This is a genomic window from Intestinicryptomonas porci (genome assembly GCF_033971905.1).
GTDB classification, from domain to species: domain Bacteria; phylum Verrucomicrobiota; class Verrucomicrobiia; order Opitutales; family Intestinicryptomonadaceae; genus Intestinicryptomonas; species Intestinicryptomonas porci.
The window spans coordinates 1-19,571 of sequence record NZ_JALBUT010000006.1; the positions used below are offsets into that span (position 1 = coordinate 1).

The window sequence follows — 19,571 nt, forward strand, 5'->3', positions numbered from 1 at the left end:
CCGTCTTGTTTGTATTCCAACCTCGCAAAAAAGTCTCGACCTTTTCGCCAACTTCGTATTACTCTATAAAAACTAAACAGCATCAGAGGCATTGTAGGACTTCCGTCCTCTTTGCCTCCATTTTTTTCTACTTCTTCTACCCTCATCCCACTACCTTTGACGATGAGCGCATCTGCTTCTTCCCAAAGAAGCGGTTATAACAGATAGGAAGTCTCCATATCTGGAAACGATTGTAAGATACAAAGGCATTCCCGACTGTCTTGATAACGGCTTCGAGCAGAAAAAACTCGCCCCAACATGGCGCAGAATGTGCGCCTGCATACTAAAAAACGATTATCTGTGCGCAAGTCTCAGCTTTTCGCAAACGAAACGCAACAGGAGCGGATGAGAGAATTGATGAAAAAATATATAAATTTATGAATAAGCCATTTATAAGCCCCGTATATAACATAAAGCGCATACCGCTTGAAAAAAATACAGGCAAACGCCTATAACCCCAACAAAGTCGCGCCTCCTGAAATGAAGCTGCTCTACGACTCCATAAAAGAGGACGGATATACCCAGCCCATCGTTTGCTACCACATAAAAGACAAAGATGTTTACGAGGTCGTGGACGGCTTTCATCGCTACATGATAATGAAGACCTACAATGACATTTACGAACGCGAAGGAGATTGCCTGACCGTGACGACAATAGACAGACCCATAAGCGACAGAATGGCGTCAACCATAAGGCACAACAGGGCTCGCGGCTCCCACGATGCCGACCTTATGAGCAATATAGTCGCCGAGCTTGTCGAAATGGGAAAAAGCGGGAATTAAAATGGAATATTATCTATTTATCCTCGACAAGGCGGAGGTAGTATAGCCCCGGGTTCGGAGTTCCCTTGTCAGCCTCGAATTTCACTACAACTTCGTCGCTTTCCGTTAAAAATGATTCCGGAATTGGCATTTCGATTTCAAAGAAACTGCGTTCGCCGTTTTGAGGAACGGGAGAAAAATTTTCCTTAAAGACTTTGCCGTTTATTGAAATGGTACATTTTCTATATGAATCTTCTGCCGTAAAGCGCATTCTAAGTGCAACGTTCTTTTTTCCCTTCCTTTCCAAAAGGTAGCTGAACCATCCGCTAATCCATGAATCCACGTATTTTTCGCCGTTATATTCGCCTTTGCCGAACGACCCTTTCAAAACGTGCCCCGCGTCGCTTTGCTGTTCGCCCGTTGCGACAAAATCAAGCGTGCGTTTTTCCAACTCCTGCTTTGCGTTTTCGATTTCCTGCATCTTGTTTTTGTGCTCCTGCCAGCGTACCTTTGAGGGCTGGAACCAATATAGCATATAGCGGGCTTCGTGTATTTTAAAGAACAGCTGCAATATTAGATTGGCGTATTTTTTATCGGCATAGACGTTTTCATCTATCTTAAATTCCAATTTTGAGATGTCGCAAGGGCGGATTTTTTCAAGGAGGTTTTCCCTGTCTCCCAAGAGAATCGGGGCGTAGAGCAAATTCCACTGTTTGCCTATTCCGAGAGCATGGTCCATTCTGCCCTCTTCAGCGAACTGGCGCACAAGCTCTTCGCGGCTCGCAATCGCTCCAAGCGAGACAGGGCCGTAAGTAAAAGCAACATAATCTTCATTTGATGGGCATGCCTGCAAGGAAAGCTCCATCGGCATCGAGACTGAAATTTTGTCGCCCTTTTTCCAGTTGCGGGTTATCTTCAAGTATCCTGATGTTTCTTAGCCTGATTTTTTCCCGTTTACGAATACCTCAAAATTTTTGCACCATGACGGCTTCCTCACCGCGATGGAATACATGCCTGATTTCTCGACAACAATTTCGCTTTTTGGTTCGTACGGAAATTTAGTCGTCTGCCTTACCGCAAACTTTTTGTTTTTCAGCGCGCTTTCCACAAAGAGGTTCACAAAAAGCGTGTCTTTATCGTGCGTATAAATGAAGTGGGCGTACTTACCGTGGTTTTCCATTCCCGTCCCCACGCAACACCACATGCCCTTGTTTACCTGCGAGTACATTCTGTAATGCATCGGGCGCACGCTCGTAAAATAGACATATCCGCCCGTTCTCGGATTTTGGGTGGAAAGGATGTGGTTTAGCATCGCCTTTTCGTAGAAGTCCGCGTATTTGGCGTCATGGGTGTCGGCGAAAAGCATTTCCGAAAGCTTTAACATATTGTTTGTGTTGCAACTTTCCGGCCCGTCTGTGCGCTCGATATAGCGCATCCCTTGATCCTGATGCAAGAAATGTTCGTCAACGCTGTTGCCGCCAAAAGAGAGCGTCCTGTTTTCGACAACGTCCGTCCAGAAATTGCGCGCGCTCAAATTGTATTTCGACATCAGACCTGCGTCTTCGGAATTTTTGTCAAGCTGAGAAATACGCTCAAAGCCGATGTATTTCGGAACCTGGGTGTTGGCGTGTTTTCCGCTTAAAAAGTCGCGGTTAAGAGTCTGCATTCCGTCGATGAATTCGATTTGCGAATAGCGTTTGGCGGCGTCCAAATACTTTTGCTCACCAAAAATTTTATAGGCGTCGGCATAGACTTCGTTCATTCCACCGTGCTCGATTTTTAGCAAATCCTGAAGCTGTTTGTCGCTTAGGTTGGAGACCAAATTTATGCCCCAGTCGCAAAGTTTTTTAAAGCATTTTTTTGCCTTTTCGTTCCCAGCGTAAATGTAGGCGTCGCGAAGCCCCGCGTACATTTTGTGGATTACATAAAAAGGAACGGCGCCGTAAAAATCACGGCCTTCCGCCTTGTAGGCAAAAGTCGGATTCCCGTTATAAATGTTTATCCACATTTCGTTGTGGGGCATTCCGCCTGCATAACCATACATTCCGCTTTTGTCGCCATCAAAAATCGATTGCGCCTTGTCTATCATGTCAACCATGTAATTTAAGCGCGACAAAAGCTCTGCCTTAATTTTTTTATCGCCCGACGAAGCGTACCCGAACGCCAACGCCGAAAGGTAATGCCCCGCGATATGCCCGTCCAAACGAAAGTCCCCCTCCGCCCAGTTGCGGAAATTAGGATGGCGTTTTTCCCAGTCGGCAAAGCCCGCCTGGCGCATAATGGGGGTTAGCAGGCGATTGTGGTCATATTCCATTAAAAGCCTGTTGTTGATTTGCATGGCGTTTTTAAAAATCCCGCCGCCCAAGCTGACCTCGCATAAATCGAAATGCTGCGGATACAGCCTGCTTTGCTAAAAAGCGTCAAAAGGAAAAGATACCAAAAGCAACAAAAGCGGAAATATTTTTTTCATGACCTTATTATAAACGAACTTTTTGCGCCGCGCCAAACGCTTGCAATATTACAGTGAAGCAAGCGACACCTAATCCGCGCAAAATATGCCGCTTGGCGCGCGGAAACATTTCCACAAAAAAAGCTTGACGCAGGCATTATAGGGTATAGGGGTATATCGTATTATGAAAAACAAAAAAATTGCGCCACATTGCAGAAGCGAAAGCGAAAAAAAACAGCTGTGCCTGCGCCTCAAACGGATAGAGGGGCAGGTCCGCGGAATACAAAGAATGATAGAAGAAGACGAGCAGTGCATTGATATTCTCCGCCAAATATCGTCGATATCGGGCGCGCTGCACGGGGTCTGGACAAGCGTCATTGCAAGCCATTTGAAAGTCTGCATAAAAAATTCCCTGCAACACAAGGACGAAACGCTTGTCGATGAACTTGTGGAATATTTAAAAAAAGTGAGATAATTATGGGATGCTGCTGCCATCATAAAGAAGAAGAACCGCATAAATGCTGCCAAAGCGGCGTAAAACACTTACATGAATGCGGATGCAAACACAAAGAAAAACACGAATGCGAAAGCCATCAATGCGGATGCGGCAAAAAAAGCAAAAGCTTTTTAAGCGAAAAATCAAGGCTTCTGATTTCCCTCGCAACGCTCGTTTTGAGTTTTTGCATTTCCCGCGAATGGATTGGTTGGATTCACTTTCCCCTATCCGACCCGTCGTGGATTGCGGTGATACTGTGCGGGCTTCCAATCGCAAAATCGGCAAGGGAATCTCTCATTGAAAACGGCAAGATAACCGCACCACTTCTGATTACGACGGCAATGCTTGCGGCGATACTCCTTCAATTCATATATTTGGCAAATCCCGAAGCGGCGGGCGGGCATTCCCATTCAAGCTACATTTTCGCGGCGGGAGAAATAGCGTTTTTAATGGCGCTTGGCGAAATGCTCGAAGAATACACGGTCGGGAAGTCGCGCAAAGGTATTGAAAGGCTCGCGTCTCTTTCGCCTCAAAAGGCACTCCTTAAAAGAGGCAACGAAACGGTCGAAATTGAAGCCTCCGAGATAAAGCCAAACGACATATTGGTTGTTTTGCCATACTCGGAAATTCCCGCTGACGGCGTGATTTTGGAGGGTTCGACATCCGTCAACCAGTCAAACTTGACGGGAGAGAGCGTCCCTGTTGAAAAATCGGCGGGAGACAGCGTGCTGGCGGGAACCTTCAACGCGCAAAACAGGATTGAAATAAAAGCTCTGAAAGACGCTTCGCAAAGCGCGATAGCAAAAATGATAGCCCTCGTAAAAGAGGCGGAAGGCAAACGTGCCCCAATCGCGAGGATTGCCGACAAGTGGGCGTCGTACATCGTGCCCGCCGCGATATTGTTTTCAATTTTAACGGGGATGTTTGCGCATTTTGCACTCGGGAAATCCCCCGTCGAGTCGATTACAAGGGGAGTTACGATTCTTGTCGTGTTCTGCCCGTGCGCCCTCGTCCTCGCAACCCCGACAGCGATTGCGGCAGGCATCGGACTTGCGGCAAAGCGCGGCATTTTAATAAAAAGCGCAACCGCGCTCGAAGAGCTTGGCAAATGCAAAACATTCGCCTTCGACAAGACAGGGACGCTGACAACGGGCAAAATAAGCGTCCGAAAAGTCATTGCAAACGCGCCGTTTGGCGAAAGCGACGTTTTAAAGTACGCCTCGTCCGCGGAAGCCTCTTCGACGCACCCGATAGCGCATACGATATTAAAATTCGCAGAGGAAAAATCCATATTGCCCCTGCCCTCATCAAACCAGAAAGTATTGCCGGGCTTCGGCGTGGAATGCGAGTGCGAAGGACAAAATGTGTATGTCGGGAAACCAGACACAGACGAACTTAAAAAAATACAGGGCGGCGAATGGCAAACGCTTGCAGTTGTAAAAGCAGGCGGCAAAACGCTCGGATACATCGCGTTTGAAGACAATTTAAAAGAAAACGCCGCAGAAGCCGTAAAAAGCATTTTAAAAAGCGCAGACTGCGTGATGCTAACAGGCGACAATGAAAAATCCGCCGAAAAAACCGCGAATCTTGCAGGCATAAAGACTTTTTACGCCAACATGCTCCCCGACGGCAAATTGAAAGCGATTGAAGAGCTGAAAAAGAACGGTAAAGTCTGCATGGTAGGCGACGGCGTAAACGACGCCCCGAGCCTCGCATACGCGGACTGCTCCATATCGATGGGAAACCTCGGCTCCGACATCGCGCTTGAAAATGCGGAAATAATAATAATGAATGACAATCTTGCAAGCATTCCAAAAATATTTGCGCTGTCAAAAAGAGTAATTTTAACTATAAAAACAAACATAACGATTTCAATGTCGGTGAACATCCTTGCGGTAATCCTCGCAGCCTACGGAATACTTAACCCCGTGACGGGAGCGATATGGCACAATTTGGCATCCGTAATGGTTGTTTTAAATTCGGCGAGAATACTCAATTCAAGCAAAAACTCCTAAAAAAGCATTGACATATTTTCAATATTTATTTTAAATCTTAACATAAAAGCATATTGCTTCATATAAAATGAATTTATGGCTTAAAAACCCTAAAATATAAAATAAACATGAAAAAAATTATCCTTCCAATGATTGCGGGTCTTATGCTTACAGGATGCGCATCCCTTCAACCAAACGGCATGGCTTTCACAGACGTGCAAATTCCCGTAACGGCGACATCGTCTTCCCTTGACGTTTCTAAAATGAAGGTTGGCAAATCTTCCTGCAAAACGATCATGTCTCTCGTTGCCCGCGGAGACGCAAGCATTGCCGCAGCGGTTAAAAACGGCAACATCAAAACCATACATGCCGTTGACTGGAAAGTTAAAAACATATGCGGCATAATCGGCGAATACGAATGTATCGTTTACGGAGAATAATTTAAAATTTAAATCGCACGCAAGCGCGCCTAAAATTTTGGCGCGCTTTTTTTGGATTTTAAGTTGCCACGCCAGAATAAAAAAACAATAGTTTCGGCAATGAACAATAGTTTCGACAATGAATTTTTTAGACAGATTTTTTGAAATTTCAAAACGCAATTCGACGGTAAAAACCGAAATTACCGCAGGATTTACGACATTTGCCGCAATGTCTTACATTCTGGCGGTAAATCCCGCAATCCTCTCGAGCACGGGAATGGAAGCCGCAGGGCTTATTACCGTAACCGCGATTGCCGCCATAATATCGTCAATCGCAATGGGGCTTTATTCAAACCTGCCGATTGCCGCCGCCCCCGCAATGGGGACAAACACCTACTTCGCGGTCATAATTTGCGCCGGAATGGGGCTTACATGGCAGCAGGCATTGTCGGTGACCTTTTATAACGGCATAGTGTTTTTGCTGATTTCAATATGCGGAGTGCGGGAAAAAATCATAAAATCCCTTCCAAACGCTCTTAAAATTTCGCTCCAATGCGGCATCGGGCTTTTCATTGCGTTCATGGGCTTGCAGCATTCGGGCATAATTTCAAAAAACGACGCCACCTTCGTTGCCCTCGGCAATTTGGACACTCCGCAAGTATGGCTTACCCTGCTCGGCTTTGCGGCAATGGCGTCCATGATTGCCAAAAAAGTGCGCGGCGCGATTATCTATTCCATTCTCGCGATAACCGCCATCGCATTCTTCGTGCCCGATGCAGACGGAGTCCCCCTCGCGAAAATGCCCGAGAAAATCGTGTCGCTTCCAAATTCAATATCGCAAACTTTCTGCGCGCTCGATTTTGCCTATCCGTTCAGGGACATCAGAACTTCTCTTCCCGTAATATTCACCCTGCTTTTGCTCGACTTGTTCGACACCATCGGGACAGTTGTGGCGCTCTGCAAAAGAATGGAATCTGCAAATCACTGCGGCGAGCCGAAATCGCTATCAAAAGCCTTGGTTGTCGATTCTTCCTCGACGATAATGGGCGCGCTGCTTGGCACGTCAACAGTGACATGCTTCGTGGAATCTGCGTCAGGAATAGAAGACGGCGGACGCACGGGGCTTGTTTCAATCATAACCGGCATTTGCTTTGCCGCCGCGCTTTTCTTTACGCCAATAATCTCGTCAATACCCGCTTTTGTAACAGCCCCTGCGCTGATTTTGGTGGGCATAATGATGATGTCGGGCATCGGCTCGCTGAACACAAAAGACCCCGCGGAGCATATGCCGGCAATATTCTGCATGATGATGATTATGCTTTCATTCAGCATAACCAAAGGCTTCGCATTCGGCGTCATAATGTATGTTTTAATGATGGCAGCTTCATCAAGAATAAAAAAGATAAGCGCGCCCACCTGGGGATTGTTTGCCGTAATGTGCCTGTTTTTATTCGCAATTTAACAAAAAAATCCCGCTTTTTTCAGGCGGGATTTTTCATTTAAGAATGCTTTTTTGTGTTGTCTTCCTCTATGTAAATCGAAGTGGACGGGAAGGCAAATGAAAGCCCACACTCATGGGCAAGCCTCATTATGCCCAAATTGACGCGCGTCTGAACGTCGGCATAGTTCGCATAGTCTATTTCCTTTGTGTAATATACCAAAGATATATCCAAAGACGAGCTTCCGAAATTCAAAAATTCAGCCCTTGCCCCGTTATTGGCGGCAACTCCGTCCGTATTTAAAACCAAACTGCGGAGTTTCGGCAAAAATTCCGAAATCTGCTCGGGAGTGGAAGAATACGTAAAGCCCAAAACCTGATTAACCTTGCGAACAGGCATTTTCGACATGTTCTCAACGCTGTCTTTTGCAAGAATTGAATTTGGTATTGTAACCATCGTGTTTGAGAAAGTCTTGATTCGCGTCGAACGAAAGCCTATGGCGTCAACATTTCCCTCGCAACAGGAAGTCTTGACCCAGTCCCCCACGATGAAAGGTCTGTCCAAAATAATGGACACCGAACCAAAGAAATTGGCGATTGTGTCCTGAGAGGCGAAAGCCAGCGCCATTCCGCCTATTCCCAAAGATGCGACTATCGTGTTAACATTCACTCCACAATTCGTAAGGATTGACAAAACCGCAATCACCACGATGAAAAATTTTACAACCCTTCTTAAAAATTCCAGCAAATTCACTGTGGATTTCGCAGACTTGCTTTTCAGCTTTTTGTTCGCAACAAAGAAAAGAGCGTCCGCCAAAATCACAACCGCCCAAAACAAGGCGCACCAAAACAATATCCCTATCGCCCTCGACGTGATTTTTATCACCCCCAAATCGTCGAAGAGAAACGCGATTGCAAAATATATGCCCAAAACCCACACGACCATGTTCACGGGCTTTCGGATTTTTACAATAAATTCGCCCCAAAACCCGCCTTGTCCATTTCTGTTTGAGAGCGCCAAAAGCCGCGCGAACAGAAAATTAAACAAATACTTTAAAATCACAAAAGTGAAAAAAAGAATCAGGGCGGAAACGACATACCTGACAAGCGCAATTCCAAAACATTCGCGCTTTAAAAAGCCGCCGAGCGCGGGAGATTTTGACTCAACCAAATCCAAGCCCCTGTTTAAAAAGCTCTGCATGTGCTCGACCGTTTCTATCGCGCTTTGGTCTATCTGCTCCTGCCTGCGCCTATGCTCAAGCTCCTCTTCGGAAAGCTTTGTTTCAGCCTCCGCCAAAGGCGCATTACTTGGCTCGGCATTTTGAGCGTACAATCCCGACTGAAAAAAAACAACAAGAGCAATAACTGCGTACTTAAAAAATTTCATAAAAATATTATCTTAATATGTATTTTCGGTAAATTTTTGTTTAAATGCACCGAAGAAGTAAAGAAAATTTTTTCTTTAAAAATAATATTTAAGACATAATATGAAATTTATGAAAAATTTTTTTAAGATGCTATACATTGCATGCGCGCTGTCGTGCATTTGCGGATGCACAAGCATAACATACACGGAGTCAGACTCTTCCCCCGAAATAAAAGGCGGAAACGGAACATACAGGCAAATTTTAATTTCAAACTACGGCTACTACCTCTTTAACTGCATTCCGCTCGGTTGCGGCGGGCTTTCAGACGGCTCGTTTGAACTTTTCAGCGACAACGTAAACCTCGACAAGGCAATGCAAACACTGAAAGACGAATGCGCAAAAGATAATGCGGATGCTTTCAGCAACATCCAGGTTTCGCAAACATCGACATGTATATTCAGCTGGGTTCCGTATCTGGGCTCGACGCTTGGAATTTACTGGTTCAAGGAAATCCAAATATCCGCCGCAATTTACTCGGAAAATTTCAAGATTGAAAAGGACGCAAAATGAAAAAATTTTTAATGCCCGCGCTTTGCCTGTTTTTTCTGTGCGGCTGCGCAACAACCCAAGTCAGCAAAAACATTCCTGAAAATAATCCCGAAAACGTCGCAGGCGTGATATTCGCCGAAAACTACGGCTATTACCTATTCGGCTTTCTGCCAATATGCTGCGGAAACTCGGATTATCCAAACGATGTTTCAATGACATTTTTCAAAGACAAGGTTACAATCGAAAAGAACGCCCAAATGATAAAAAAAGAAGCCGAAAATCTTGGGGCAAAAACAATAAAAGACGTTCGCCACCATACAATGTGGACGGGAGGATTTTCGCTTTGGATAGTTTGGAGACAAGTCTTGAAATCAAATGCAACCGCTTTAAAATAGCGCAGATTTTAAACTTTCTTGAAAAAAAACAAAAAAAAGTCTTGCTTTAAGAAAAATCTTTTGCATATTTGAACGAATATTATTTTTAAAAATCAGAGATGATAAAAAAATAATGCCGGCTTAGCTCAGTTGGTAGAGCAGTTGATTTGTAATCATCTGGTCGTAGGTTCAAGTCCTATAGCCGGCTCCACTTTAAAAAAGGCTTTCCTAAACGGGAAAGCCTTTATTTGTATAGGTTTGCGGGGATTGCCTTTTGCATACTTTGCATTATTCTTGCATTTTTAAAATGCAACAAGTATGCAAAAAATGCTTTACTTTTGCACACTTTTTCCGTTCTTCACCAAAGGTTGTGGAATGGATAATCATCCCCCACCCTCTCCACAAAAAAACCGCAGATTTTTTAATCTGCGGTTTTTACGGAGAGAGAGGGATTCGAACCCCCGGAGCCTTGCAGCTCAACGGTTTTCAAGACCGCCGCGATCGACCACTCTGCCATCTCTCCTAAAAATATTTGTTTTATAATGCACATTGTCTCTTCCCTTGCAAGCTTTATATTTTATTTTTTTATCAAAAGTGCATTAGTTTTTTCACTGTAAGAAAAAAATTCTCAAATATGAAATTCACAAAAAATCTGCGAAAAATACAAAAAATATATCGCGCTGATTTATTTGACATAAATTATCGTTTAATCGCTTTTAGGAAGAAATATTGAGGAAAGTTTTACAAATTATATTACAGGAAAATTACAAAGAGCTTGCAGTTCCTTTTTTTGTTCAAAAATATGGCAGAGATTTTGGGAATATTGCAAAAAATCCCTCTAGACGTTAAATCACAGTAAAAATAGTCAAAAAAATGTGCGATTGTCTTCAAAGAAAAAATCGGAGTACTCGTTGTGATACAAAGTTAAGGTTTTTTTAGTTTAGGTCAAACGTTTGGCAATATAGCCATTTTTCGGGCTAAATCCCCAAGTTTTTATTTCATAATATTCCATAAAAAAGGTGCTTTGCATAAACTTTACAGCCTATCAAAAACTGTATTGAAAAAACCAAAGAATGCACCCTGCCCTTTTCTGTTTTTATAAAAAAAGAGCTTCGCAAAACGAAGCTCTCCCAAAATTTTGAATTTTTCCCAAAAATCAACCGCCGGTAAGTGTTTGGATGATTTGAATGAGCGGCAAGAAAAGCGCGATAACGATGGAACCGACAACAACCGCCATAAGCAAAATCATTATAGGTTCGATGATTGATGTTACCGCTCCTACCGCGTTATCGACTTCTTCGTCGTAATTATCAGCGATGCGGTTTAGCATTTCCGCAAGCTGCCCCGTTTCTTCGCCGACTTCAACCATGCTCGTAACCATTGTGGGGAAGAGTTTTTGCTGGTCTAAGGGACCTGCAAGATTTTCGCCGTCTCTAACCCTGTCGTGGACTCTTTGCAAAGCGTCCGTAATGACAACATTATTGATGGTGCCGCTTGTGATTTTAAGGGCGTCAAGAATTGGAACACCCGAAGCCAGCAAAGTGCCGAATGTGCGTGTAAAGCGCGCAACGGTTGACATCATTGCGAGATTGCCGATTTTGGGAAGTTTCAAGATTGCAATATCCCAGAGGCGTTTACCGAATTTCGTTTTGAAGAATATCTTGATGAATACAAACGCAAAAACGATAATGCCGAGCGTCGCCAAAATATTATCTTTCATGAATGTTGAAATGCCGATAACAATTTGGGTGATTTCGGGCATTTGCGCGCCCTTTAACATATCGTCGAAAATCTTTTGGAATTTCGGAACGACGAACACCATCAAGACGCTGACAATGACGACCGCAACAACCATAATCACGATAGGATAGACCATTGCGCCCTTCACTTTGCTCTTGATTTTAAGGGCCTTTTCCTGGAATGTCGCGACTCTGTCAAGCACGACGTCCAATACGCCGCCCGCTTCACCCGCGCGCGCCATGTTCACATAGAGGTGGTCGAATATCTTGGGGTGCTGCGACAAGCCGTCGGAAAATTTATTACCCGTTCTCACGTTGTCGGCGATTTGCTCCAAAACCGACTTGAAGTAGGGGTTCTTTTCCTGCCTGCTGATTACTTCCAATGAACGCAAAAGAGGCAAGCCCGCCTTCAAAAGCGTCGCAAGCTGTCGCGAAAATATTGTCACATTTTCGTTTGAGACACCCGTACCGAACAACGCTTTTTTTGGTTTCTTTGCCAATTCGCCTTCCGTAAGTTCGGCAATTCGGGCGACTTTTATGCCGCTCGAACCAAGCTGCATACGGGCATTGGCTTCGCTCGAAGCTTCAATGACGTCGTTTACCTCTTTGCCGTCCTTGTTTTTTCCTATATATCTGAATTTTGCCATAATGTGCCTTTATTGAAATTAGGTGTACTTCAAAACTTCTTCAACCGTCGTCGCGCCGTCGAATATAGCGCGCAAGCCGTCGTCGCGCAAAGTGCGCATTCCGAGTTCTATTGCCTTTTGCTTCAAGACAAGAGTCGGAGCGCGGGCGGTGATGAGTTGGCGCAGCGCGTCGTTTACCAAAAGAAGCTCGAACAAGCCCTGTCTGCCACGGTAGCCGGAGTTTGCGCATTCGGGGCATCCCTTACCGAAGAAGAACTGCTTGTCGGCAATTTCTATCGGGTCAACGCCGAGCATATCGATAAGCTCCTGGTCTGGCTCGTAAGCCGTCTTGCATGACGGGCATATTTTTCTAACCAAACGCTGACCCAAAACGCCTTCAAGAGAAGCCGCGATAAGATAAGGTTCAAGCCCCATATCCATAAGTCTTGTCACCGCGCCCGGAGAGTCGTTTGTGTGCAAAGTCGCCAAAACGACGTGCCCCGTGAGGGACGCTTGAACCGCAATCTGCGCAGTTTCCAAGTCGCGGATTTCGCCGACCATTATCTTGTCGGGGTCCTGACGCAAGAAGGAGCGCAATGCGCTCGCGAAGTCCAAGCCCACATGGTGGTTGATTTGAACCTGCATGATGCCGTCGATTTCGTATTCGACAGGGTCTTCAGCCGTCAAAATCTTGACGTCAACGGTGTTGACTTCGCGCAATGCGGAGTAAAGCGTTGTAGTCTTACCTGAACCCGTAGGGCCTGTTACGATGAAAATTCCGTTTGGCAGATTTACAAGCCTGCGAATGTTCGACTTTACTTCGTCGGACATGCTGAGCATATCGAGGTCGAGGTTTACGACGGACTTGTCGAGAATACGAAGCACCACGGATTCGCCGAACTGCGTCGGAAGAGTAGATACGCGCAAGTCAATCGGTCTTCCCGAAATCGACATTTTAATTCTGCCGTCCTGCGGAATGCGGGTTTCGGCGATGTTCAAATTAGCCAAAACCTTGACGCGGGAAATAACGGGCAATGCCAGGCTTTTGGGAGGAGGAGCCATTTCGTAGAGCGCGCCGTCGATACGGTAGCGTATGCGGAAGCAGTCCTCAAAAGGCTCGAAGTGTATGTCGGACGCCTTGTCGCGAATTGCCTGCTGCAAAACGAGGTTTACGAACCTGATAATCGGCGTTTCGTTCGCCATGTTGGATATGTCGTTTTCGGACATATCGCCTTCGCCGAAATTAACCCCTGAAATTTCGGAAAGAAGCTCGTCTATGCTCGAATCTTCTTCCCCATAAATCTGTTTTAACAGATTTTCAACCGCCGCGGGATCTGCCACGACAATCGAAACATCCTTGTTCAAAGAGAATGTCAAGTCGTCAACAATGGAGTTGTTGAAGGGATCCATTGCCAGAACTTTTATCGTGGTGTCGGTGCATTCAAGCGGGACAACCCCGTACATTCTCGCTACCTGCGCCCTAATTTGCTTGGAAACTTCCTGAGGGATGTCGGAGGGAAGAGCAGGCATGTATTCATAGCTCAAATTGTCCGCGATTGCCTGCAAAAAGGCATTTTTTTCAACCAAACCCGAACCTATGATTACGTCGGCAAGCGACTTGCCTGTATCGACGTGCGTTTGATTTAAATCGTCAAGCTGCGCCTTGTCTATCAAATTGGACGCAAGCATTATTTCGTAAACGGTGCTATTGTGGTCTTCAAACATTTTGAAATTCCTTTGCTATTTTTAATCAGCCTCGTTCATTGTGACTTTCAGAACTTCGTCAGGAGTGGTAAGCCCGCTCGAAATTTTGCGAATGCCGTCTTCGCGCATTGTTCTCATGCCGAGTTCGCGCGCCTTTTGGCGGATTTCAACCAAAGTTCTGCCTTCATAAACCATTTGCTGCAATTCTTCGTTTACGAGGAAGATTTCAAACAATCCCATTCGACCCTTGTAGCCGATGCCGTTGCACTTGGGGCATCCCCTGCCCTTCATAAACGACATCTTGGCGGCTTCGATTTCATTGATGTTCAAAGCCTGCAAAACCTTGGAATCGGGAATATAGCTTTCCTTGCACTGAGCGCAGCTTTTTCTTACGAGACGCTGCGCCAAAACGGCTCGCAAAGAAGCCGACACAAGGAACGGCTTTACGCCGATATCGACAAGACGCGTCACCGCACTTGCCGCATCGTTCGTGTGGAGTGTGGAGAACACCATGTGCCCCGTAAGAGAAGCATTGATTGCAATTTCAGCTGTTTCCAAGTCGCGAATTTCGCCAACCATTATTATGTTTGGCGCTTGGCGCAACATTGAGCGCAGAGCCGCCGCAAAAGTCATGCCTACCTCGCGCTTAACCTGTACTTGGTTTACGCCCGACATCTGGTATTCGACAGGGTCTTCAACCGTGATGATTTTTCTGTCGGGGTGGTTTAAGAAATTGATTGCAGAATAGAGCGTTGTGGATTTGCCTGAACCCGTCGGACCTGTTACCAAGAATATGCCGTCCGCCATGCTGACCACGCGCTCGAAAACAGTTTGGTCGTCAGAGAAAAAGCCAAGCTCGGGCAAGCCCAAACGCAAGCCTTCCTTGTCGAGAATACGCATGACGATAGATTCCCCGTAAACGGTGGGCAGACTCGAAACGCGCAAGTCGATGTCTTTCTTTTCGTACGCAATTTGAATACGCCCGTCTTGCGGAATTCTCTTTTCCGCAATGGAAATGTTTGCCATCAACTTCAAGCGGGAAATAATCGAAGGCTGCAAACGCTTCGGCGGATTTTCAACTTCGATCAAAACGCCGTCGATGCGGTAGCGGACTCTGAAACGCTTTTCAAGAGGCTCCAAGTGAATGTCGGACGCCCTGCGGCGAACCGCCTCGGTTATGAGCTTATGTACATAACGGATAATCGGGGCTTCCTCTTCGCTTGCCCCCTCTTCTATTGCAATGCCGCCGTCTGAAGAATCGCCAACGCCCTCAAACATTCCATCGTAAGTGGACGAGCCGTAATGCTCCTCAATAGCCCTTTTGATTGCGTCAGGAGACGCAAGGCGCATGTCAAGCGGCATTCCCACCAAGTGGCTTATATCGTCGGAAGCGTTTACGTTGAGAGGGTCGCTTATTGCGATTTCGAGCTGCCCCTCATGCACGGAAATAGGGAACACTCCGTACTTTAAGGCTTCTTCCTTTGGAAGGAGCTTCTTTACATCGTCTTCAATGCGCAAATCGTTCAAGTCGATTTCGGGAATTCCGAATTCTTCGCTTAGCGCATGCACAATGTCTTCAAAACGGGTGTATTTTTTTTCGACAAGCAGGTCGATTATGCGGGAGTCAATAACGTCAACGCCAACCCCTTCCCCTTCGAGCTGGGACCGCGCGTCGCTTATTACATCCGCACTAACCAAACCTTTGTCCGACAATAATTGGATAATAAAATCGTCCGCCGATGTCATATATTTGTTCTTGTGAATAGATGAAATAGAGTAAACAGATATACTATCTATTGATTCCTACGAGAAATTCAACATTTGTTTTCACTTTTTTTAATCTTTGCAGCAAAAGCTCCATGGATTCCGCGCTCGGAACGCCTTTCATCGCCCTTCTGAGCTGGTAAATCTTGCTCATTTCATCGGGATGGTAGAGCAATTCCTCCTTTCGCGTTCCGCTTTTTTCGATGTTAAGCGCGGGGAAAATCCTCTTTTCCACCAAAGACCTGTCCAAATGCAGCTCTAAATTGCCGGTTCCCTTGAACTCCTCGAATATGACTTCGTCCATTTTCGAGCCTGTTTCAACGAGTGCAGTGCCGATAATGGTGAGCGAGCCGCCGCCTTCGATGTTTCTGGCGGAACCGAAAAATCTCTTCGGCTTTTGAAGCGCGCCTGCCTCAACGCCGCCAGACATTATCTTGCCGCTGTTCGGCATAAGTGCGTTATAGGCTCTTGCAAGGCGCGTTATGGAGTCTAAAAGAATTATGACGTCCTTTCCCGCCTCCACCATTCTGCGAGCCTTGCTTATGACCATTTCGGCGGCATGCACATGGCTGAACGCATCTTCATCAAAAGTGGACGCAATTATTTCGGCGTCAACGCTCCTTTTGAAATCCGTCACTTCTTCGGGGCGTTCGTCAACCATTAAAACAATCAAATGCGCGTCGGGGACGTTTCTGCGTATAGACTTTGCCATACCCTGCATGAGAACGGTTTTGCCGGTTCTGGGAGGCGCAACAATCAAAGCCCTCTGACCAAAGCCGATAGGCGCAAGCAAATCGACAACCCTCATCGACAAATTGTCCCATCCGCAATTCGGTTCGGCTTCAAGAATGATTCTGCGCGTGGGATAGTACGGAGTAAGCTCGTTGAAAGGAGTGAGCGCGCGGGCATCTTCAACGTCCATATCCATCACGCTTTCAACCTTTACCAAAACGGGAGCCTTTACGGGATATTCCTCTTTGGGTTCCGCAATCGAAGCTTCCGACTCCAAGGCGTTTTCCGAAACTCCGCCGTTTACCTCATCCGCCGAACGGTCCTGAACAACAGCAAGCCCCTTGACTTTGCATCCGCGTAGCAAGCCGTTTTGCTCAATTACTTTTTGCGGAACGAAAACGCAGTATTTTTTCAACTTGTAGCTGTCGCATGCAAAACATATCGCGCCTCCCAAGCCTCCCTCAAACACGTCCAAAATGCCCTCGACTGAAATTGCACCGTGCTTGCCGCGCACATGTTTCAAAAATGAAACAAACATAGCGTCCGCGCCCGAAAATCTGTCAAATTCAACACCGATTTCGTCAAGCTTTTGCTGAAGCTCGTTTCTTGAAAGCCCGTAAAAAGACGAATAGTTGAAAATCGGCGTCTCTTCTGTTATATTATTTTCGACAAACTCCCTCAATTTTTCGGAATTTCCAATTTCTGCAAAGTCCGAATAGGCTTCGGGATTAAAAGATTCCTGAATATCGCGGTCGCCGAATTTCATCCACTTGCGGGTGTTTTTCTGCTGGGCGCGCTGGTTTTGGGAATTGCGCTGGTTTTGCTGACTGCGCGAATTTTGGGCGTTGCGCAAATTCTGCTGGGAACGCTGGTTTTGCTGACCGCGCTGAGCGTTGAAATTTTGGCGCGGCTGATTGCGCTGGTTGCGGTTAAACTTGTTGCGGTTGTTTTGGCTCCTGTTGTTTTGATACTGGCGGAACTGCTGTTGCGGATGATTTTCCGCCTCTTCTGCGGCGTCGTCTAAATCGTCTTCCCTATTTCGGTAGGAATCCTGCTCCAAGTCGGCAAGCTCGGTGGAAAAATGCGTGGGGATTTCGTCGCCATCGCTGTTTTCTTCCGATTCAGGCTCCTCGTATTCGCTTCCGCCCGTGAAAGAAAACTCGTCGTTTCTAATGTTGTTTTCGCGCTCGCGGTTGCGGCGGCTGTAAGATTCGTACTCCGCCTCTTCGTCGTAGGCGTCCTGCGTTTCAGGTTCGGAAATTTCAGAGGGCGGCTCTTCTTCCGAACGGGATTCGATTAAAGGCTCCTTTGCATCTTTTTCCCACGCAATGTCTTCTTCGGCGGGAGCGGATTCCGACTTCAATGCGAGTTCGGCTGCAAGCTCCGCTTCTTTCAGTGCTTTTGGTTTGCGCCCTCTTCTCTTTTTGGGGGCCGGTTGCGGCATTATTTCGCCGATTGCTTCTTGTTCGGGATTTATTTCGTCCATAAAAAACTTATTTTAAACAAAACAGATTGAAAATATTAAAGGCGCGCCAAAAACAACTCCGCCTGAGCCTTTAAAAAAGAGGCGTCGCCGTCATTGAAAAACGCGGCGTGCGAACGGGCGACTTTATCAGATTGCGGCATTTGAAATGAATCGCGCCTGTCAATTTCACGCTCCGAAAGACCTCTTTTCAAGAGCCTTCTCCTCCGCAAATCCTCGCTACAAAAAACAGTAATGCAAAAATCGAATTCCTTTTCAAGATTTTTTTCAAAAAGAAGCGGAACTTCAACCACGCAAACGCCGCCCTTGCAAGCGTCCTTCCAAAGTTTTTCGACGCGTGGATGTATGATGTTTTCAAGCAAGGCAAGCTTTCGAGCGTCGCAAAACACAATGCTTGCAATCTTCTTTGCATCGGGCTTTCCGTCTGTAAACCCATCTTCCTTAAAAAGCGCGTAAACTTCCTTTACCGCGCTTTCGTCTTCAAACAAAACGCGCTTTGAAAGCTTGTCGGCGTCCAAAACGCATGCTCCGCACTCTTCAAACGCCTTGCCCAAGGCACTCTTGCCCGCGCCTATCGACCCCGTTAAAGCAATCAAAACTTTTTTCATGGAAAAAGCGCACGTAAACCCGCTACGCGCAAAGCATGCGCTTTAAACAGGTAGCGCGGTCGATTTTGCCTTCCGACAAATCGCACAAGGTTGACATTATCGGCAGTTTCAAGCCGTTTTTCTCAAACATTCTGCAAATTTGAATGGTCTCCAACCCCGCGCAAACCCTGCCGTTTAACGCCGCCAAAGCCGCCTCAACGCTCGCGCCCTTTCCGAGCTGTTCGCCAGTCCTGCGGTTGCGCGAATCGGGGCTCATGCAAGTTGTGAGAACGTCCCCCAATATTGCAGATTCCTTTATGAAAGAATCGCTCCACGCGCCAAGAGAAGCCGATGCGCGGTAAATTTCCTGAAATCCGCGCGCCATAATGATTGCCTTCGTGTTCGCGCCCAAATTCATGCCGTCGCAAAAACCCGCGGCAAGAGCCACGATGTTTTTCAATGCAGCACCGACTTCCACGCCGACAACGTCCTGAGTGGGGCGCACGTTGAAAGTCGGGGTCGTGAAAGCCTCTGCCGACATTTCGGCAGAAACCCTGTCTTCAAGGGCGACAACTGCTTCCGCATACTTGCCCCTTGCCACTTCAAAAGCAATGTTAGGCCCCATAATGGAGCCGCAAGCTCCCGAATGGGCAACGCACGCTTTAAGAACTTGCGAAGGTCTGCGCCAAGTGCCGATTTCAATGCCCTTGCCCGCGTTTATCATAATTGCGCCATCTTTAACGAAGGGCGAAAATTTCTTGGCGGTGGCGTCGAGATACTGTATGGGAACGCCCCAAACCAAAAGCTCGGAATTTTCTATGGCTTCCTGCGGATTATTTGTGAACGCCACATTTTCAGGAATTTCGATGTCGGGAAGAAAAAGCGAGTTCGTCCGCGATTTTTTTACGGAATCCACAACTTCGGGTTCTCTTGCCCAAACGGAAACATTCTGTATGTTTTTTGAAAGAATAATTGCAAGCGAGCTTCCCCACGCGCCCGCGCCCAACACTGCAACTTTTTGAAACTTTGCCATAATCGGTATTTTTAAT

General features: G+C 46.4%; 16 protein-coding genes, 2 tRNA genes and 1 pseudogene. 9 read left to right on the forward strand and 10 right to left on the reverse strand.

The window, feature by feature from the left end; translation table 11 throughout:
* Window positions 1–229: 229 nt before the first annotated feature.
* Both MOX91_RS05765 and MOX91_RS05770 read left to right on the forward strand, forming a co-directional pair.
* A complete protein-coding gene (locus MOX91_RS05765; protein ID WP_370397264.1) occupies window positions 230–388 on the forward strand; it encodes a DUF3440 domain-containing protein in 159 nt (52 codons plus the stop codon).
* Window positions 389–416: 28 nt separating this feature from the next.
* Window positions 417–813: pseudogene (locus MOX91_RS05770) on the forward strand (IbrB-like domain-containing protein); the annotation flags it as partial.
* A gap of 22 nt (window positions 814–835) precedes the next feature.
* Here MOX91_RS05770 and MOX91_RS05775 read toward each other — a convergent pair.
* The gene (locus tag MOX91_RS05775; RefSeq protein ID WP_370397135.1) at window positions 836–1,720 is read right to left on the reverse strand and encodes a DUF4986 domain-containing protein; all 885 of its coding nucleotides are present in this window, start codon (window positions 1,718–1,720) and stop codon (window positions 836–838) included.
* 15 nt (window positions 1,721–1,735) lie between these two features.
* Window positions 1,736–3,166, reverse strand: a complete 1,431-nt coding sequence (locus tag MOX91_RS05780; RefSeq protein WP_370397136.1) for a glycoside hydrolase family 127 protein — start codon at window positions 3,164–3,166, stop codon at window positions 1,736–1,738.
* Window positions 3,167–3,434: 268 nt separating this feature from the next.
* On the opposite strand from MOX91_RS05780, the gene MOX91_RS05785 reads away from it, so the two are divergent.
* From MOX91_RS05785 to MOX91_RS05800, 4 genes are all read left to right on the forward strand, one after another.
* Window positions 3,435–3,725: a metal-sensitive transcriptional regulator gene (locus MOX91_RS05785; RefSeq protein ID WP_370397137.1), complete on the forward strand. Its 291-nt coding sequence runs from the start codon at window positions 3,435–3,437 to the stop codon at window positions 3,723–3,725.
* Window positions 3,726–3,727: 2 nt separating this feature from the next.
* Entirely contained in the window at window positions 3,728–5,761 is a 2,034-nt protein-coding gene (locus MOX91_RS05790) for a heavy metal translocating P-type ATPase (protein ID WP_370397138.1), read from the forward strand.
* A 107-nt stretch (window positions 5,762–5,868) separates the two neighbouring features.
* Window positions 5,869–6,180: a TRL-like family protein gene (locus MOX91_RS05795; protein WP_370397139.1), complete on the forward strand. Its 312-nt coding sequence runs from the start codon at window positions 5,869–5,871 to the stop codon at window positions 6,178–6,180.
* 118 nt (window positions 6,181–6,298) lie between these two features.
* Window positions 6,299–7,621 carry an NCS2 family permease gene (locus tag MOX91_RS05800; protein ID WP_370397140.1) on the forward strand — a complete coding sequence of 441 codons (1,323 nt, stop codon included), beginning with the start codon at window positions 6,299–6,301 and terminating at the stop codon, window positions 7,619–7,621.
* 37 nt (window positions 7,622–7,658) lie between these two features.
* Here the strand turns inward: MOX91_RS05800 and MOX91_RS05805 are convergent, their stop codons facing one another.
* The gene (locus MOX91_RS05805; protein WP_370397141.1) at window positions 7,659–8,984 is read right to left on the reverse strand and encodes a mechanosensitive ion channel family protein; all 1,326 of its coding nucleotides are present in this window, start codon (window positions 8,982–8,984) and stop codon (window positions 7,659–7,661) included.
* 109 nt (window positions 8,985–9,093) lie between these two features.
* Here MOX91_RS05805 and MOX91_RS05810 point away from each other — a divergent pair, with 109 nt between their 5' ends.
* The 3 genes from MOX91_RS05810 to MOX91_RS05820 all read left to right on the forward strand — a co-directional run bounded on the left by MOX91_RS05810 (window position 9,094) and on the right by MOX91_RS05820 (window position 10,098).
* Window positions 9,094–9,534 carry a hypothetical protein gene (locus MOX91_RS05810; RefSeq protein ID WP_370397142.1) on the forward strand — a complete coding sequence of 147 codons (441 nt, stop codon included), beginning with the start codon at window positions 9,094–9,096 and terminating at the stop codon, window positions 9,532–9,534.
* A complete protein-coding gene (locus tag MOX91_RS05815; RefSeq protein WP_370397143.1) occupies window positions 9,531–9,908 on the forward strand; it encodes a putative periplasmic lipoprotein in 378 nt (125 codons plus the stop codon). The genes MOX91_RS05810 and MOX91_RS05815 overlap by 4 nt, the downstream gene beginning before the upstream one ends.
* A gap of 114 nt (window positions 9,909–10,022) precedes the next feature.
* Window positions 10,023–10,098 (forward strand) — tRNA-Thr (locus MOX91_RS05820).
* Between the two features lie 227 nt (window positions 10,099–10,325).
* On the opposite strand, the gene MOX91_RS05825 is transcribed toward MOX91_RS05820, so the two are convergent.
* From MOX91_RS05825 to MOX91_RS05855, 7 genes are all read right to left on the reverse strand, one after another.
* A tRNA-Ser gene (locus tag MOX91_RS05825) sits at window positions 10,326–10,410 on the reverse strand.
* Between the two features lie 633 nt (window positions 10,411–11,043).
* Complete coding sequence (locus tag MOX91_RS05830; RefSeq protein WP_370397144.1) at window positions 11,044–12,273, reverse strand: type II secretion system F family protein; 1,230 nt, start codon at window positions 12,271–12,273, stop codon at window positions 11,044–11,046.
* Window positions 12,274–12,291: 18 nt separating this feature from the next.
* Window positions 12,292–13,977 (reverse strand): GspE/PulE family protein, encoded by a 1,686-nt coding sequence (locus MOX91_RS05835; RefSeq protein ID WP_370397145.1) that lies wholly within the window; start codon window positions 13,975–13,977, stop codon window positions 12,292–12,294.
* Between the two features lie 21 nt (window positions 13,978–13,998).
* Window positions 13,999–15,702: a GspE/PulE family protein gene (locus tag MOX91_RS05840; protein WP_370397146.1), complete on the reverse strand. Its 1,704-nt coding sequence runs from the start codon at window positions 15,700–15,702 to the stop codon at window positions 13,999–14,001.
* A 43-nt stretch (window positions 15,703–15,745) separates the two neighbouring features.
* Window positions 15,746–17,938, reverse strand: a complete 2,193-nt coding sequence (gene rho, locus MOX91_RS05845; protein WP_370397147.1) for a transcription termination factor Rho — start codon at window positions 17,936–17,938, stop codon at window positions 15,746–15,748.
* Between the two features lie 35 nt (window positions 17,939–17,973).
* Complete coding sequence (coaE, locus tag MOX91_RS05850; protein WP_370397148.1) at window positions 17,974–18,543, reverse strand: dephospho-CoA kinase; 570 nt, start codon at window positions 18,541–18,543, stop codon at window positions 17,974–17,976.
* A gap of 22 nt (window positions 18,544–18,565) precedes the next feature.
* Window positions 18,566–19,555 carry an NAD(P)H-dependent glycerol-3-phosphate dehydrogenase gene (locus tag MOX91_RS05855; RefSeq protein WP_370397149.1) on the reverse strand — a complete coding sequence of 330 codons (990 nt, stop codon included), beginning with the start codon at window positions 19,553–19,555 and terminating at the stop codon, window positions 18,566–18,568.
* Between the last annotated feature and the right edge of the window lie 16 nt (window positions 19,556–19,571).